The organism is Streptomyces sp. NPDC127106 (assembly GCF_042677605.1).
Taxonomy (GTDB): domain Bacteria; phylum Actinomycetota; class Actinomycetes; order Streptomycetales; family Streptomycetaceae; genus Streptomyces.
Map to the genome: position 1 here is coordinate 186516 of NZ_JBHXTC010000007.1, position 16851 is coordinate 203366.

The 16851-nt window shown below is 74.6% G+C and carries 10 protein-coding genes; 7 read left to right on the plus strand and 3 right to left on the minus strand.

Annotated features, from left to right (window positions below; genetic code table 11):
• Positions 1-257: 257 nt before the first annotated feature.
• Positions 258-2603 carry an ABC transporter family substrate-binding protein gene (locus ACFVGY_RS10250; protein WP_385673865.1) on the minus strand — a complete coding sequence of 782 codons (2346 nt, stop codon included), beginning with the start codon at positions 2601-2603 and terminating at the stop codon, positions 258-260.
• Positions 2604-2984: 381 nt separating this feature from the next.
• Between ACFVGY_RS10250 and ACFVGY_RS10255 the strand changes: the two genes are divergently transcribed.
• The 5 genes from ACFVGY_RS10255 (at position 2985) to ACFVGY_RS10275 (ending at position 10997) form a co-directional block, all read left to right on the plus strand.
• The gene (locus ACFVGY_RS10255; protein ID WP_385673867.1) at positions 2985-3212 is read left to right on the plus strand and encodes a hypothetical protein; all 228 of its coding nucleotides are present in this window, start codon (positions 2985-2987) and stop codon (positions 3210-3212) included.
• Between the two features lie 105 nt (positions 3213-3317).
• Positions 3318-4139, plus strand: coding sequence for a hypothetical protein (locus ACFVGY_RS10260; RefSeq protein WP_385673870.1), 822 nt, complete (start codon positions 3318-3320; stop codon positions 4137-4139).
• Between the two features lies 1 nt (position 4140).
• The gene (locus tag ACFVGY_RS10265) at positions 4141-6042 is read left to right on the plus strand and encodes a fumarate reductase/succinate dehydrogenase flavoprotein subunit (RefSeq protein WP_385673873.1); all 1902 of its coding nucleotides are present in this window, start codon (positions 4141-4143) and stop codon (positions 6040-6042) included.
• On the plus strand, positions 6039-6815 hold the full coding sequence (locus tag ACFVGY_RS10270; protein ID WP_385673876.1) for a succinate dehydrogenase/fumarate reductase iron-sulfur subunit: 777 nt from the start codon (positions 6039-6041) through the stop codon (positions 6813-6815). The genes ACFVGY_RS10265 and ACFVGY_RS10270 overlap by 4 nt, the downstream gene beginning before the upstream one ends.
• A gap of 555 nt (positions 6816-7370) precedes the next feature.
• Complete coding sequence (locus ACFVGY_RS10275; RefSeq protein ID WP_385673879.1) at positions 7371-10997, plus strand: protein kinase; 3627 nt, start codon at positions 7371-7373, stop codon at positions 10995-10997.
• A gap of 132 nt (positions 10998-11129) precedes the next feature.
• Here ACFVGY_RS10275 and ACFVGY_RS10280 read toward each other — a convergent pair whose 3' ends face one another.
• Positions 11130-12128 (minus strand): endonuclease/exonuclease/phosphatase family protein, encoded by a 999-nt coding sequence (locus tag ACFVGY_RS10280; RefSeq protein ID WP_385673882.1) that lies wholly within the window; start codon positions 12126-12128, stop codon positions 11130-11132.
• A 282-nt stretch (positions 12129-12410) separates the two neighbouring features.
• Between ACFVGY_RS10280 and ACFVGY_RS10285 the strand changes: the two genes are divergently transcribed.
• Both ACFVGY_RS10285 and ACFVGY_RS10290 read left to right on the plus strand, forming a co-directional pair.
• Positions 12411-14636 (plus strand): TPM domain-containing protein, encoded by a 2226-nt coding sequence (locus ACFVGY_RS10285; RefSeq protein WP_385674005.1) that lies wholly within the window; start codon positions 12411-12413, stop codon positions 14634-14636.
• A gap of 43 nt (positions 14637-14679) precedes the next feature.
• Complete coding sequence (locus ACFVGY_RS10290) at positions 14680-15453, plus strand: PspA/IM30 family protein (protein WP_385673884.1); 774 nt, start codon at positions 14680-14682, stop codon at positions 15451-15453.
• Between the two features lie 18 nt (positions 15454-15471).
• Here ACFVGY_RS10290 and ACFVGY_RS10295 read toward each other — a convergent pair whose 3' ends face one another.
• Positions 15472-16830 (minus strand): hypothetical protein, encoded by a 1359-nt coding sequence (locus ACFVGY_RS10295; protein WP_385673887.1) that lies wholly within the window; start codon positions 16828-16830, stop codon positions 15472-15474.
• Positions 16831-16851 lie beyond the last annotated feature (21 nt).

Consider the following 16851-nt stretch of genomic DNA (forward strand, 5'->3'; position numbering starts at 1 on the left):
GGGGGTCTGTCAAGAGGCCGGACGGCTGAGAGCGGCCGGAATGCGGGTGGGGGTCCGGCCGCGGAGCCGAAGGGCTCCTGCGCAGGCGCTGAGCTGCTGCTACGGGTGCTCGGACGCCTGCTGCCGCGGGGCCCGAGCCGGTGGTGCTCCGGGTCAATGGGTAAGCACGACCTTGCCCGCCGGGGGTCCGGCGGGCAAGCGACTTGAGTCACTTCTGAGCTTGTGACCCGCGGGTCAACCTGACTGGCCCCGCTTTGTCACTTGTTCTTCTCCTTTCCGTCCTTGGAGCCCGGTTCCCGGCCCTGCGGGGCCTTCTTCCAGCCGATGTCCTGGAAGCGCGGAGTGCCCAGTCCGAAGGCGCCCGCGTTGGCCACGCCCGGCTTCACCGCCACCAGCTCGGGGCGCTGGTAGAGCGGGATGGAGCCGGCCGCCGCCCAGATGCGCGCGTCGGCCTTGCGCATCAGCTCCCGGGAGGCCTCCTCGTCGAGCTCGGCCACGGCCTGGTCGAAGAGCTGGTCGATGTGGTCGGTGCCGACCCGGGTGTAGTTCTGCTCGACGAGCAGCGAGCCGTCGGCCGCCGGCTCCGGCTTGGCGAAGATGGGGCGGGCGTCGGTGGCCGGGTAGGCGCTGGCCGGCCAGGAGTACAGCGCCAGGTCGTACTGGCCCGAGGCGATGTGGTCCTTGAAGAAGCTCTCGTCCGCCACCTTCGTCAGCTCGGTGGCCACGCCGACCTTCCGGAGCATCTGCGCGATCCGCTCCCCGACCGTGCGCAGGGACTCCGAGCCGGGCCCGGACGGCAGGACGAAGCGCAGGCTGAGCGCCTTGCCGTCCTTCGCCAGCATGTTCCCGGAGGTCCGGGCGGGCTGGGCCGGGGCCGGCGCCGGGCTCGCGCTGGCGCTGGCACCGGGAGAGGCCGCGGGGGCTTCGCCGGGGCCCGGCGGCCCGACGGGCCCCGGGGCCTTGGCGTCGTCGGCGGTGGCGGCCGTGGTCGTGGTCGTGGCGGTGGTCGTGCGGCCCGCGGAGGCCGCCAAAGCCGCGGCCTGGGCGAGCAGGGCCTCCTTCTGCTGCTGCGCGAACGCCGCGGCGGCCTGCGGCAGCGACATGCGGCTGTCCGTGCCGAGGGCGGGCCGGAGCCTGGGCAGCCCCCGCTCCAGGGCCGCGGCGCGCACGTCGCCGTTGCGCTCGTCCTCCTCGCCGACGATGTACAGGCCGTCGTTGCCGGTCCCCGGGCCGGCCGGGGCACTGCCGTCGCCCGGCTGCCCGGCCTGCTGCTCGGTCTGCTGCTCGCCCTGCTGCCCGGCCTGCGGATCCGCCGGCTCCTCCGGCGGCGTCTCCGCCTCCGGGCCGGCGTTCGAGCCCGCCGGCTGCGTGATCACACCGTTGCGGCGCCACCCCGCGTCCGCGAGCAGCGCCTGCGCGGCCTTGGTGTCCTGCCCGCCGAGGGCGTCGCTGTTGTCCGCGTACGCCCGCTGCCCGGCCAGCGCCAGGTGGCTGCCGACCGGCCGCACCGGCAGCCCCAGCGGCTTGAGCACGATCTCGGCCAGTTCCCGGCGGTCGATCGCCCGCGCCACGGCCCGCCGCACCCGCTCGTCGGCCAGCGGGCCGGAGGCCCCGTTCAGGGCGAGCTGGGTGTACGCCGGCTCCAGCGACCTGCGGACGGTGAACGCGCGCAGGGCCTCGCTCTCCGCTGCGCCGGCCCCCTGCGCCGGGGCTCCGGCCTCGCCCGGCGAGCGGGTGGCGTCCCGGCGGGCCTGGGTGATCCGGTCCGCGGACGCCCGGTCGACCTCCGCCAGGTCGACCGTGTCGGCGGCCAGGGCCTTCGCCCGCTCGGCCCGCGGCACGGCGGTCAGGACCAGGGAGTCCAGCTTCGTCGGCCGGCCCCACCAGCGGGCGTTGCGGGTCAGGGCGGCGGTGCCCGTCTTCTTGTCGATGGCCCCGAGGTTGAACGGCCCGGCCGTGACCTTGAGGGCGCCGCGGGACCCCTCGTTGAAGGCGTCGGGGGTGCCGGTGACCTGCTTCGGGTAGAGCGGCGAGAACAGGGAGCGCCAGTCCGTGTACGGCTTGGCGAAGGTGACCCTGACCTCCAGGTCGTTCCGGCCGCGCTCGATCTTCTCGATCCGCTCGTAGCCGGCGTTGCGGGCCGTCCAGTACGCCGAGTCCTTGCCGCTCAGGGCCCGCCACTGGGCGACGAAGTCGGGTGCGCCGATCTCCCGGCCGTCGCTCCACACCGCCTGCTGGTTCAGCTTGTACAGGACGACCTGCTTGGGCTCCCGCTCGACGATGCGCGCCTTCTCCAGGAAGTCCGGGTTGGCCGTCGGCCGCCCCTTGTCGTCCAGCGTGAACAGCTGGGGCAGCACCGCCCCGGCGATCCGGGCGGTGGTGGCGTCGGCATCGGCCTGGAAGACGTTCAGGGTCTCGGGCAGGCCGTCCACGGCCCACCGCAGCACGCCGCCGTCGGCGACCAGGGCGCGGGCGGTCGCCCCGATGTCTGGTCCGGCGGCCGCCGGGCCTCCCTCCTCTCCCGCGCCGCAGCCCGCGAGCAGCGGCAGTGCGAGGACTCCCGAGGTCAGGAGCGCCAAGGATCTGCGCCTTCTCTGGGACATGGGTGCTACCTCCGGGGCGGGGCGTGAAGGGGCGTAAAGGTCGTGCGAGGGGGCGCACGGATGCACTGCTTGATCACGTTCGGCGGTATTTGCGGCTGATCACACCGGGTGCAGAACCACACTGAAATCGACGGCCCGCCGCGCCCCCGGCAGCCGCCCCCCGCCACGCCGCGAAGCCCACCCGTGCGGACCAATCCCGGTTGCGGCCGGGACGCGCGTTCCCTCCGGAGAGGGATGAGAATGGACGCAGGGAGGGGCGCACAGATCGCGCCTGCGCGCCCGGATTCGCTGCACGTCCCTTCACAACCGGGGACGGGAGGCGCGACACTCGCAGGCGCACATGAGCGTTGCCACCGCAACCTGCGGAAGTGAGGGCAAGTCATGTCCCTGCAGGACGATTTGAACGCCGTACGGCGCAACCTGGACGAGCTCACCCGCAAGGTCGAGCAGCTGGAGAAGCAGGCCTCGCGGCAGAAACCGGAGGGCGGCCGGCCGGCGGCCCAGGACGCTTCCCGGATGGTGACCATCCCGGACGCCCCGTACGACAACGCACTGTGGACGGACAGCGACGACGAGGGACTCGGCGCCCGCGACCGCCGGGCACCCTGACCCCCAGCAGTCGTACCCGTCACCCACCCCATCGGACCCGGCCCCGCACGCGCGCGGCGGCCGGGTCTCCTGGGCCACCCCTGACCACTCCTCCCGGAGTCACCTTTGGCCACAGGCACCGAACCACCCCGGCAGCTCACCGGCGTCCACGAAGCCTCCCGGGCCGCGATCACCGCCCGCCACCTGCGCACCGACCGGTGGTGGCTGGCACCCGCCGGCACCGCGGCCGGGCTGCTCGCCTTCGTCGTCTACTCGACCTGGCGGGCCTTCGCGAACGCCGACTACTACGCGGCCCCGTACGTCTCCCCGTTCTACACGCCCTGTCTGGCGGAGAACTGCCAGGAGATGCGCGGCGGCCCCAACCTGGAGCTCTTCGGCAGCTGGTGGGGCCTGTCCCCCGCCCTGCTGATCCTCGTCTTCCCGCTCGGCTTCCGGCTGACCTGCTACTACTACCGCAAGGCGTACTACCGCAGCTTCTGGGCCTCGCCGCCCGCCTGCGCCGTCGCCGAACCGCACGCCGCGTACACCGGCGAGAGCCGCTTCCCGCTGATCCTGCAGAACGCGCACCGGTACTTCTTCTACACGGCCCTGCCGGTAGCGGCCATCCTCACCTACGACACCGTGCTGACCTTCCGCAACGACCGCTACGAGTGGGGCCACATGGGCCTCGGGACCCTGCTGTTCGTCCTCAACATCGTGCTGATCTGGGGCTACACGCTGTCCTGCCACTCCTGCCGGCACGTCATGGGCGGCCGCCTGAAGCACTTCTCCCGGCACCCCGTCCGCTACCGGCTGTGGGGCTGGATCAGCCGCCTCAACGGCCGCCACATGCAGTTGGCGTGGGCCTCCCTGATCAGCGTCGCCGCATGCGACCTGTACGTGTACCTGCTCGCCACCGGCGCGATCACCGACCCGAGGATCTTCTGACATGGCTGAAGTCGACCGGCAGCAGTGGGACGTGGTCGTGGTCGGCGCGGGCGGCGCCGGGCTGCGGGCCGCCATCGAGGCCCGCGAGCACGGCGCTCGGACGGCCGTGATCTGCAAGTCCCTCTTCGGCAAGGCCCACACGGTGATGGCGGAGGGCGGGATCGCCGCCTCCATGGGCAACGTCAACGAGCACGACAACTGGCAGGTGCACTTCCGCGACACCATGCGCGGCGGCAAGTTCCTCAACCAGTGGCGGATGGCGGAACTGCACGCGAAGGAGGCCCCCGACCGCGTCTGGGAGCTGGAGACCTGGGGCGCCCTCTTCGACCGGACCCCGGACGGCAGGATCTCCCAGCGCAACTTCGGCGGCCACGAGTACCCCCGCCTCGCCCACGTCGGCGACCGCACCGGCCTGGAACTGATCCGCACCCTCCAACAGAAGATCGTCCAGCTCCAGCAGCGGGACCACGAGGAGACCGGCGACCACGAGTCCCACCTGAAGGTGTTCCAGGAGTGCACGGTCACCCGCATCCTCAAGGACGGCGATCGAGTCTCCGGCACCTTCTGCTACGAGCGCGAGTCCGGCCGTTTCTTCGTCCTGGAAGCGCCCGCGGTGGTCCTGGCCACCGGCGGCATCGGCAAGTCCTTCAAGACCACATCGAACTCCTGGGAGTACACCGGCGACGGCCACGCCCTGGCCCTGCTCGCCGGGGCACCCCTGCTGAACATGGAGTTCGTCCAGTTCCACCCGACCGGCATGGTCTGGCCGCCCTCGGTCAAGGGCATCCTCGTCACCGAGTCCGTCCGCGGTGACGGCGGCGTACTGCGCAACAGCGAGGGCAAGCGGTTCATGTTCGACTACGTGCCGGACGTCTTCAAGGAGAAGTACGCCGAATCGGAGGACGAGGGCGACCGCTGGTACGAGGACCCGGACCACAACCGGCGCCCGCCCGAGCTGCTCCCCCGCGACGAGGTGGCCCGCGCCATCAACGCCGAGGTCAAGGCGGGCCGGGGCTCCCCGCACGGCGGGGTCTTCCTGGACGTCTCCACCCGGATGCCGGCCGAGAGGATCAAGCGCCGCCTGCCCTCGATGTACCACCAGTTCAAGGAACTGGCGGACGTGGACATCACCGCCGAACCCATGGAGGTCGGCCCCACCTGTCACTACGTGATGGGCGGGATCGCGGTGGACTCCGAGACGGCCGCCGCCCGGGGCGTCCCCGGCCTCTTCGCGGCGGGCGAGGTCGCGGGCGGGATGCACGGCTCGAACCGGCTCGGCGGGAACTCCCTCTCGGACCTGCTCGTCTTCGGCCGCCGCGCCGGCCTGCACGCCGCCCGGTACGCGAAGTCCCCCGGCGGCCGGCCCCCGGTCCCCCAGGACCAGATCGACGCCGCGGCAGCAGAGGCCCTGGCCCCCTTCCACGCCACGGCCGGCGCGGAGAACCCGTACACCCTCCACCAGGAACTCCAGACGACCATGAACGACCTCGTCGGCATCATCCGCCGCGAGGGCGAGATGGCCGGGGCACTGCGCGAACTGGCCTCCCTGCGCACCCGCGCCGCCCGCGCCGGCGTCGAGGGGCACCGGCAGTTCAACCCGGGCTGGCACCTCGCCCTGGACCTGCGGAACATGCTGCTGGTCAGCGAGTGCGTGGCCCGCGCCGCCCTGGAGCGCACCGAGAGCCGCGGCGGGCACACCCGCGAGGACTGCCCCGCCATGGAACGCGCCTGGCGCCCGGTGAACCTCCTGTGCCACCCGGTGGAGCCCGCCCCCGCGGACCCGGCCGCCGACCGGATCGTCCTGGAGCGGGTCCGCACCGAGCCCATCCGCTCCGACCTGCTGGCGCTCTTCGAGAAGGAAGAGCTGGTCAAGTACCTCGCCGAAGAGGAGCTGTACGAGTGAGCACATACGACGCCCGGTTCCGGATCTGGCGGGGCGACGCGGAGGGCGGGGACCTGCGCGACTTCACCGTCGAGGTGCACGACGGCGAGGTCGTCCTGGACATCGTCCACCGCCTCCAGGCGACCCAAACCCCGGACCTCGCGGTGCGCTGGAACTGCAAGGCGGGCAAGTGCGGTTCGTGCAGCGCGGAGATCAACGGCCGCCCCCGACTCATGTGCATGACACGGATGTCGGTCTTCGACCGGTCCGAAACGGTCACGATCACCCCCCTGCGGGCCTTCCCGGTGGTCCGCGACCTGGTCACGGACGTGTCCTTCAACTACGCCAAAGCACGGGAGATCCCGGCCTTCGTACCGCCGGAGGACGTGCCGGCGGGCGCGTACCGGATGCAGCAGATGGACGTGGAACGCTCGCAGGAGTTCCGCAAGTGCATCGAGTGCTTCCTCTGCCAGGACACCTGCCACGTCGTACGAGACCACGAGGAGAACAAACCGGCCTTCGCCGGACCGCGCTTCCTGATGCGCGTGGCGGAACTGGACATGCACCCCCTCGACGCCGCCCAGGAGGCGGGCCTGGACCGCAAGCGCGCCGCCCAGGAGGAGCACGGCCTCGGCTACTGCAACATCACCAAGTGCTGCACGGAGGTCTGCCCGGAGGGCATCCGGATCACCGACAACGCTCTCATCCCGCTGAAGGAGCGGGCAGTGGACCGCAAGTACGACCCGCTGGTGTGGCTCGGCTCGAAGATCACCCGCCGAACCAAGAACCCCTGACCCGACCCCCCGCCGCCCCCGGCCCCGCCCCGGTCTCCTCATGACACGAAGGGCGGGCCCGGGGCGGCCCGAAAGAGCCGGCCCGAGCCGGCAGACCGGGCCGGCCCGGAAAGCCCGATCCGGCAGACCGAGCCGGCAGGCCGATCCATGGAGGCCAACGGCCTGCCGCCGACCCGACGGAACCACGTAGCGATCTGACGCGCAAAGCGCTCGCGGCCCTGCCCTGCGAAGGCAGGCCGGTGTGGCCGTAGGTCCCTCCGTGCCGCCCTTCCCCCGGGGGCCGCCCGACAGTCCTTGTCGTTCCGGGTCGGGCGTCGGGGTCAAGGGTGGCCGCAGGCCATCGCGCAGCGACGCGACCGCAGGGAGCGCCCTTGACGCCGGCGCCCGGCACGGGATGACACTGGGACTGACGGGCAGCCCCCGGACACCTCACCGACCCCGCCCCGGCGAATCCGGATCCGGCGCCTTCTCGACACCTCCCCGTTCCCTTCCCTGGTACACAATGCCCCTGGGACAACGCCGTATGACGTGGCGTCAGGGGGCATCGGGGTGCGGGTGGGGGATCAACTGGCCGGCCGGTACCGGCTGGACCGGCGGCTGGGGCAAGGCGGCATGGGCGAGGTCTGGCGCGGGCACGACCTGGCGCTGGACCGGCCGGTGGCGGTCAAGGTACTGCTGGACGCGGCCGGGGAGGGGGCCACGGGAGCGGAGCTGGTCGCGCGGTTCCGGCGGGAGGCGACGATCGGGGCGCGGCTCCAGCACCCGGGCATCACCGTCGTGCACGACGTGGGACAGGAGGACGGCCGGCTCTTCATCGTCATGGAACTGCTGGCCGGGGAGGACCTGGCCACGGTGCTGGCACGGGAGGGCTCGCTCCCCGTGGACCTCGTGCTGGACCTCGGCGCCCAGACGGCGGAGGCACTGGCCGCCGCCCACGAGCAGGCGGTGGTCCACCGGGACCTGAAGCCGGCGAACCTGTTCCTGCTGCCCGGCGGGCGGCTCAAGATCTGCGACTTCGGGATCGCGCACTCGGCGGACGCCACCGCCGGGTGGACGGTCACGGGGAGGTCGTTCGGGACGCCCGCGTACATGGCGCCGGAGCAGTGGCGGGGCGAGCGGGTCGGCGCACGGTGCGACCTCTACGCACTGGGGTGCGTGCTGTACGCGCTGCTGAGCGGGGAACCGCCGTTCGGTCAGGCCGAGGGGCCGTACGTGCTGATGCTGCGGCACATCGAGGAGGACCCGCTGCCGCTGCGACGGGCCGGGGTGCCGGTGAGCCCGGAGCTGGAGCGGCTGGTGCTGGCCCTGCTGGCCAAGAACCCGGCGGACCGCCCGGAGTCGGCCCAGTGGGTCGGCAAGACCCTCCGCGGCTTCCGCCCCAAACCGGGCTCCGGGGCGGGGGGCTTCGGCCCACCCCCACCGCAGGAGCCCGGGGCGGGTGCCGAGCCGGAGCCCGGATCGAAGACCGCGCGCGGCGCCGCGCCCCTGCCCGGAGACGGGACCGGGCACGACGGTACGCCCGGAATCACGCGGTGGAACGGCCCCCGGACCGAAGCCGCACCTCACACCGGGATCTCCACGAGGCCCGAAACCCGAGCCGAGGCCGGAGTCAACACCCCGACTGCCGCCGGAACGGGGCTCTTGGAGCGCTCCGAGGACGGGACCGACGCAACCAACGGAACCACAAGGGCCGGCGAGGCAGGCGCAGCAACAGGAGCCGCCACAGCCAACGAACCCGCGGCCGCCACCGGCACGGCCCCCGCCCCCGCCAAGGCCACCACCCCCACCAGCCCCACCACCCCCACCCCCTCCACCACCCCTTGGTGGACCCCCAACGGCAGCGGCGTCCCCGCCGAGCTGGGGGCGTTCGTACGGGACCTGCTCCACCAGGCGGAGGCGGTGCTGCCCACGGCCGGCGACGCGCGTCCCGAGGTGCTGGCGGCTGCCGCGGACACCGCCGCCCGCTTCGACGCGGGCCTCGCGCTCCGCCTGCTCGCCGATGCCGAGCACGCGGCCTGGACCGGCGGCGCGGGCGACGGGGCCCGGGTGGCCCGACTGTTGACCGGCCTGGCCCACGGCACGGCCCCGCACGCCCCGGCGCGGGCCCGGCGCCTGCTGGCCGACGCCCAGCAGGCCCTGTTCACCGTGCCCGGCCGCGACCGCCGGGCCCCGCTGCGCGCGGTGGCCGAGGAGCTGGCAGCCGTGGCGCCGGAGCAGGCCGCGCAGATCACCGCGTACCACTTCGCGGACGGCCCTGCGGCCGGCCGGCTCCGGGCCCGGATCGACAGCGCCCTCGCCGCGACCGACCCACGCCGGGCCGAACGTGACCTGGACCGGATCAAAGACCCGGCCCGCCGGGCCGCCGCCACCTACGACCTGGTGGTGGCCCTCGCCCCGCGGGACCTCCCGGCCGCCCTGCGGTTGAGCGAACGGATCGGCTCCGCCGGGGGCCGGCTGCTCGCCCTGTGTCAGCTGACGCAGGACCGCTCCGCCGCCGGGGACGCGGCCGGCGCCGTCCGGGCCCTCGCGCAGGCCGAGGAGTGGCTGCCGCACGTCCTGGAGGAGCGGGCGGCCTGGCTGCGGGAGGAGGCCGCCCGGCTCGCCCGCCTCGGGCAGCCCGTGGAGGCGGAGCGGCTGCGCGGCCGGGCCGACGGCCTGCTCCGCGGCCGGCTCGAGGCGGGCGGCGACGAGAAGGCCGGCCATGCACTGGCCGGTCTGGAGGCGGCCCGGGCGCGCGTCGCGGAGAGCACCCGGACGCCCTTGGACCCGGCGCGGGCGCGGGAGTCCGCGGACCGGGCCCGGAGCCTGCCCGATCCGGTGGAGCAGGCCCGGGAGTTGGTCCGGATCGCGCGGGAGTGCGTGGCCGCGGGCCGGCTGCCCTGGCTGCCGGAGGCGGCGGTCGAGGCCGGCAGCACGCCACCGCCCGCCGTGGCGTCCGTGTCCCGCCCGGAGCCCGCGGCCCGGCCGCGCCCGGCGGCAGTGGCGGGTGAGCCCGTCTGGTCCACCGGGGCCCGGCCGCAGTGGCTGGCCCGATCGGGGGACGGCGTGGTGTGGCGGGACGGCGTCGAGGTGGGCCGGGTCACCGGCCGTACGGGCGCCACGCGCTGGACGGCGTACGCCGACGAGGGCACGCCAGCACTCCCACCCGCACCCGCACCCGCACCCGCACCCGCACCCGCACCACCCTCCCCCGCGCCCTCCCCCGCGCCCTCACCCGCGCCCTCCCCCGCACCCACGCCCAGCCCCGCCGCCCGCGTCTCGGTGACCTGCCTGGCGGACGCGGAGACCGTCTGCGTGCTGGTGCGCCGCGACGGCGTGCCCGGTGTCCGGCTGCTCGCGCGCGAGCCGCGCGACGGACGGGTGCGCTGGTGGCGGGACCTGCCCCCGGCGGACCTGCACCACCTCGCCGGGGACGTGGTCGTCCTGCACACCGCGGACGGCCCGACCGCCCTGTACACGGCGACGGGTGACACCGCGTGGGTGGACCGCACCCCGCGGGACTCCCGGTACGAGCACGAGGCCGCGGACGACCTGCGGGCCGTCGCCGACGACCTGCGGGCCGTCGCCGACGACCTGCTGATCGCGGTCGACGGCGCGCGGCTGCGGGCACTCCACACGGCGGACGGCGCGGTGGCGTGGGACCGCAGGCGCGTCGGCCCCGGCGGCGGGCCCGCGCGTGCGACGGCCCCGCTCCGGCCCGGCGAACGCCTCGTCCACGTCGTGGACGGGGACGTCCTGCGGGCCCTCACCCGGCGCGCCGGGCTGGAGGCCTGGCAGTTCGAACTGGGCGTCCCGGCCCCGCGGGTGTGGGAGGGCCACGGTCTGCTCTACGCGGCGGCGCAGCGTCCGGACCAGGGGCGGGACCTGGTGTTCTGCCTGGACCCGGCGACCGGCCGGCTGCTCTGGCAGCGGCCGCTGGCCCGGCGCAGGGCCTCGTTCTGCGGACTGCACCTGCTGGGTGTCCGGTCGGACGCGCTGTATGTACGGGTCGCGCAGGCGGGGCAGCGCGGGCTGCTGCACCGGGGCAAGGAAGCCGAGCCGTTCGTCGCCGTCCTGGACGCCCGCACGGGCCGGATCCGCGAACAGTGGGCGGAGCCGGCCGTGGGCCGCGTAAGCCCCCTCCTCCTGGACGACCTCCTGGTCCTGCCCCGCCCGGACCTGACGGCACTGCCCTTGCCGTGAGCCGACTCGCCGGAGCGGGGCGCCCGGGTGCTGGGACGTCCGGGAGGCCGACACAACGGGACGTCCGCTTGCAGGGGGCGTTGGAGGCCACCCCAACCCCTCACAACGGTCCCGCTCCTGCGCGGGTGTCACTCATCGCAGCTGGAGCACGCTGCTGACACCGGCGTGGTCGGAGGGCCACAGTCCTGAGGTAGTGCGGTCGGCCAGCGTCTCACCCACCCGGTTGGTTGCCAGGGCTTTGATGTCGCCGCGGAAGAGCACGTAGTCGATGCGTTGGGTGAGGTTGGAGGCGGAGTTGCGCAGGTCGGCGGCCTGGCAGCAGGTGAAGCCGAGCTTGCGGGGGCGGGTGGCGGTCCAGGCGTCGGTGAAGCCGGCGGCCAGGAGGCGGTTGTAGCTCTGGGTGTTGGTTCCCGGTGTCGCGCCGACTCCCCCGGCGGCCGAGTTGAGGTCGCCGAGAAGAACGGTCGGGAGCGTGGTGTTCAGCGGGCCTGCGAGCAGTTCGCCGGTCTGTGCTTCCTGGACGGCGGGGACGAGGGGTTCGAGATGGGTGGTGACCACTCGGGTGGTGCGGCCGTGCACGGTGGCGTCGGCGGCGACCCAGCCGCGTCGGAGCTGGATCGGAGGGTTGGGCGGGCAGCCGAGCGCCGGGCGGCAGATGGGCACGAAGTTCTGGAACACGGCGGCCTGCGCGTTGGCCACGGAGAATTCACGTGCGGGCAGGTCGGTGCGAGCCAGGAGTACGTCACGGTCAGTGAGGCGGATGTCCTGCAGGCCGGTGGGCGTGGAGCGCGGGGCCTCGAAGTCGCTGCCCACGGTGACGGTGGCCACGGCCGCGTAGTGCTTGCCGCGGGCGGTGAGCTCGTCGAGGAGGATCTTCAGGAAGTCGTATTCGACGTGGGTGGCGCTGCCCGGCCCGGCGGGGGTCTGGCTGCGCCAGAGCACGGCTTCCTGGACGCCCACGAGGTGGGGGTCGCCATCGGCGATCTCGTCGGCCAGCGCCTCGGCGCGCTCGGGGAAGTTCGTCGCCTGGACGTTGGCGTACGCCGCGGTCACCGCGGCGACGAGCCCCTGGGGGCTGGTGGCGGCGAGGACGGGCGCCAGGTCGGCGCCCAAGTAGAGGTTGCGGGTCATGACCCGCAAAGGGGTTCGACCACCCTCGGCGGCGGAGGCCGCGCCGAGTGACCCTGGCGCCAGGAGGGCGAGCGCGCACAGAACGGATGTGAACCATCGACGAGTCATGCGGAGCCTTTCGACCGAAAGCGGGCAAATACCTGCATCCTCGCCGAACCTATGACGGCCTCGGGAAGGCGGCGATCCTGGTGTAGGCCGGGCGGCCGAAGCGCGTCGCTGCGCGGCCCTCGACCACGACTCCGGTCGCGACGGCACGGAAGCGCCCATACGCTCCCCCATGTGATGCCGCCCAAGAGGAGACCCCACACCGGGACGGCCTTCCGGAGCATCCGGGGTGCGGTTGCGCCCGCCGCCGCGCCGATCGCCGCTGCGCTGCTCGTCGCCGTCCCCTTCCTGGCCGCCGCCCCGCTCACGGCCGCCGCCCCGCAGGCCTCCGCCGCCCCACCCGCCTCCGCCGCCCCGCCCGCGTTCGCCGTGCCCGCGGAGGATCCCGTCGCGTTGTCCCGCCCGGGGCGGGTCACCGACCGGGTGGGTGCCCTCGGCGATCGGACGGGCGAGGTCACCGCCGCGCTGGACCGGCTGTACCGCGAGCACGGGACGCAACTCTTCGTGGTGTACGTGAACGACTTCTCCGACCGCTCGGCGCAGAGCTGGGCGGACGCCACCGCCCAGAAGAACGGGCTCGGCCGGGACGACCTGCTCCTCGCCGTGGCGACCGGGGCGCGTACGTACGCCCATTCGGCCGACGTCGGGTCCGGTTTCACCGAGGACCAGCTCGCCGCGGTCGCCAGCAGGGCGATCGAGCCCGCCCTGCGGCAGAACGACTGGGCGGGCGCCGCGATCGGGGCGGCGAACGGCTACGGCGCCGTGCTCGCCGGCAAGCCGATCCCGGTACCGGGGATCACCCCCGGCGAGCCCGACCCGGGCGGGGACGGGGGAGGGGACGGAGGCAGGGGCGGGGTGAGCGGCGCCGGGGACTTCGTGCTGCCGGTCGTCGCCGTCGGCGCGGCGGGGGCGCTCGCCGCGTACGCGTACACCCGGCGCAAGCGCAGGGGTTCCGCGCCGGGCGGCGGCCCGCGCACCACGACCGGCTGGGGGGAGCGCCCCGCGACCACGACGGCCCTGCCGCTGCCCGACCTGGACGCCAAGGCCACGGCCCTGCTGGTGGACACCGACGACGCGGTCCGCACCAGCTCCGAGGAGCTCGGCTTCGCCTCGGCGCAGTTCGGCGACGCGGCGGTGGCGTCCTTCACCCAGGCCGTGGCCTACGCGAACGGGGAGCTGACGGCGGCGTTCCGGCTGCGCCAGCAGCTGGACGACGCCTACCCGGAGGACGATGCGACCCGGCGGCGGATGCTGGACGAGATCGTGGCCCGGTGCAGCGAGGCGAACCGGCGGCTCGACGCCGAGGCCGCGGACTTCGACCGGCTGCGGGACCTGGAGCGCAACGCCCCGCAGGCCCTGGCGGAGGTGGAGGCCCGCGTACGCGAGCTGACGGGCCGTACGGTGACGGCGGCGGCGACCCTGACCGCGCTGCGCGGGCGGTACGCGGACTCGGCGTCGGCTCCGGTGGCCGCCCACGCCGAACGGGCCGAGGACCGGGTGCGGTTCGCGGCGGACCATGCCGCCCGGGCGCGGGAGGCGGTCGACGGCGGCGACAACGGGGCGGCGGCCGTGCACGTACGGGCCGCGGAGGGCGCGGTGGACCAGGCGGCGACCCTGGTGGACGCGGTGGAGCGGCGGGCGCAGGAGCTGGCGGAGGCGGCGGGCAAGCTGCCGGGCGCCCTCACCGGGACGGAGGAGGACCTGGCCGACGCCCGCGGGCTGCTGTCCGGGACGGCGGAAGGGGCGCCGACAGCGGACCTGCGCGGCCGGATCGGCCGGGCGGAGGCGGTGGTGGCGGCCGTACGGCAGGAGGTGGCGGCCGGCCGGTACGACCCGATCGAGGCCCTGCGCCGGGCCGAGGAGGCCGATGCGGCGCTGGACGAGGCCCTGTCGGCGGCGCGGGAGCAGGAGTCGGGCCGGCGGCGGGCGGCGGCCCTGCTGGACCAGGCGCTGCTCTCGGCGGGGAGCGCGGCGGCCGCGGCGGCGGACTACGTCACGACGAGCCGGGGAGCGGTCGGCAGCCGCGCCCGTACCCGGCTGGCGGAGGCGCAGCGGCATCTGGAGCGGTCGCAGCAGCTGGCGGATGCGGACGCGGCCGCGGCGCTGGCGGAGGCGCAGCGGGCGGACGTGCTGGCACGGGAGGCGCAGCAGCTGGCGGAGGAGGACGTACGGGACTTCCGGGACCCGTTCGGCGGCGCCGGGCAGCGGCAGGGCGGCGGCGGCACGGGCGGTGCGGTGCTCGGCGGGATCATCCTCGGCGAGATCCTGCGCGGCGCCCGCGGCGGCGACTTCGGCGGCTTCAGCGGGGGCTCGGCGGGCGGCGGCTTCGGCGGGGGCCTCGGGCCGGGCTCGTTCGGCGGCGGGGGGACCCGCGGCCGCATGGGCGGCGGCGGCCGCTTCTGACTCCCCTCCCCCACCGCATCTCCAGCCCCGCAAGGAGCGACCCGTGAGCAAGCAGACCATCCTCGGCCGTGTCGCCCAGCTCGCCAAGGCCAACGTCAACGCCCTGCTGGACCAGGCGGAGGACCCGCAGAAGATGCTGGACCAGCTGATCCGCGACTTCACCAACAACATCTCGGAGGCGGAGCAGGCGGTCGCGACCACCATCGGCAACCTGCGGATGCTGGAGGCGGACCACCAGGAGGACGTGGACGCGGCGGCGGAATGGGGCCGCAAGGCACTCGCGGCGAGCCGGAAAGCAGACGGGCTGCGGGCCGCCGGGTCGGCCAGGTCAGCCGGGTCGGCCGGGTCAGCCGGGTCAGCCGGGTCAGCCGGGTCGGCGGCGGAAGCCGACCGGTTCGACCACCTCGCCAAGGTGGCCCTGGGCCGGCAGCTCCGGTCGGAGCGGGAGGCCGCGACGGCGGAGCCGGTGATCGCCGCCCAGACGGAGGTCGTCGACCGGCTCAAGGCGGGCCTGGAGGCGATGGAGGGGAAGCTGGGCGAGCTGCAGGCGAAGCGGGACGAGCTCGTCGCCCGCGTACGGTCGGCGGAGGCCCAGAACCGGATGCTGGACGCGGTGGAGAGCATCGACGTCATGGACCCGACGAGCGAGCTGAGCCGCTTCGAGGCCAAGGTGCGGCGGGAGGAGGCGCGGGCGCTGGGCCGGCAGGAGCTGGCGGCCTCGTCCCTGGACGCGCAGTTCGAGGCCCTGGACGACCTGGACCGCTCCGCCGAGGTCGAGGCGCGCCTGGCGGCCCTGAAGTCCGGCGGGGCCGCCTGACCCCTGCCCCGCCCGCACTCAGAACGGCGGCGTGTCGCTGTAGCCCACGGGCGGGAGGTCGACCGGCGGCGGGTTGCGGAGTTGCAGGACGGCCACGGCCTCCTGGACACGGCCGAGCCGCAGCAACGGGACCGCGAGGTCCTTCCGGTCGGCGGCCGGGGCCTCGCCGAGGAGTGCGACGGCCCGTTCCGGGTGTCCGGCCTCGGTGAGCAGGTGGGCGAGGTACTCCACCGCGTACCGGGACTGCCCCTCGGGGTGGCTCCGCGTCACCTCGATCGCCTCCTCCACCCGGCCGCGGGCGAGGAGCAGCCTGGGCCGCTGCCGGAAGACCTCCCACACGTCGGCGGCGCGACCGGTCCTGGCCCTGAGTTCGTCGAGGTGGGCGAGGCCCTCTTCAGCCCGCCCCTGGTCGGCGTAGAGCGTGCACAGGTGGTCGACGAGGCAGTCGTCCGCGCTCCACAGCGAGCGCAGCACCTCGATGGCCTCGTCTCCTCTGCCGTGCCGGGCCAGGAGCTCCGCGAGGTACACCTCTGAGTACCCGAAGCCCTCCGCCACGCCGCTCCGGAGGACCGCGACCGCACCGTCCACGTCACCGCGTTCCTCCAGGAGTTCGGCGAGCCGGCGGGCCGCGTCCCCGAGCGGCTCGGCCGCCGCGTACGCGCGGAGCTCGTAGATCCGGTCGTGCCGGGCGAGCAGGTCGGCCAGCTGGTCGCGGTGGTTGACCGAGGTGACGTCGCGGGTGTGGAGCAGGGCGATCGCCTCGTCGGTCCGGCCCTGCCGTTCGCGTACGGAGGCCAGCAGGTCGATCGCGTTGGACGGTTCGAGGTCCCGTCTGCCGCAGGCCGGGTCGTCGCACCACGGGCACCCGCGCTGTCGCGCCGCCCCGATCCGGGCGGCGAGGAGGGCGGCGACCTCCTCGTCCCGGTCCAGTCCGGCGGTCACGTCGACCAGGGCCTCGGCGAGGAACCAGTCCTCGACGTGCGGCCGGAGCAGCTCGTACGCCTCGGTGGCACGGCCGGCGCGGGCGAGCAGCCGGGCGTGGGCCGCCAGGGCCGACCGTTCCCCGGACTCGGCGGCCGGGCGCAGGGCCTCGACCGCCTCGTTCGGGCGGCCGGCGCCCTCGTACAGCTCGGCGGTCCGGGCTGCCGCCTTCCACCAGCCGGTGGCGGTGTACGGGGCCAGCAGCTCCAGGGCCTCGTCGTGGCGACCCTCGGCGGCGAGCGTCCGGGCCAGGCCGACCGCGCAGAACCAGTCACCGGTGCGGGCGAGGTCGGTGACCGTGTCGCGGTGGCCGTGGTCGAGGAGGTGGGTGACCAGGTGCGGGGGGATCCACCCGTCGTGGGTGCGGTCCCGCTGGTCGAGTTCGGCGGCGTCCATGGGTGCACCGTATTTCCCGCC

Bases quoted from the DNA above. Each gene is read 5' to 3' on its own strand.
- ACFVGY_RS10250 (WP_385673865.1), bottom strand. From the start codon at position 2,603: ATGTCCCAGAGAAGGCGCAGATCCTTGGCGCTCCTGACCTCGGGAGTC.
- ACFVGY_RS10255 (WP_385673867.1), top strand. From the start codon at position 2,985: ATGTCCCTGCAGGACGATTTGAACGCCGTACGGCGCAACCTGGACGAG.
- ACFVGY_RS10265 (WP_385673873.1), top strand. From the start codon at position 4,141: ATGGCTGAAGTCGACCGGCAGCAGTGGGACGTGGTCGTGGTCGGCGCG.
- ACFVGY_RS10280 (WP_385673882.1), bottom strand. From the start codon at position 12,128: ATGACCCGCAACCTCTACTTGGGCGCCGACCTGGCGCCCGTCCTCGCC.
- ACFVGY_RS10285 (WP_385674005.1), top strand. From the start codon at position 12,411: ATGCCGCCCAAGAGGAGACCCCACACCGGGACGGCCTTCCGGAGCATC.
- ACFVGY_RS10295 (WP_385673887.1), bottom strand. From the start codon at position 16,830: ATGGACGCCGCCGAACTCGACCAGCGGGACCGCACCCACGACGGGTGG.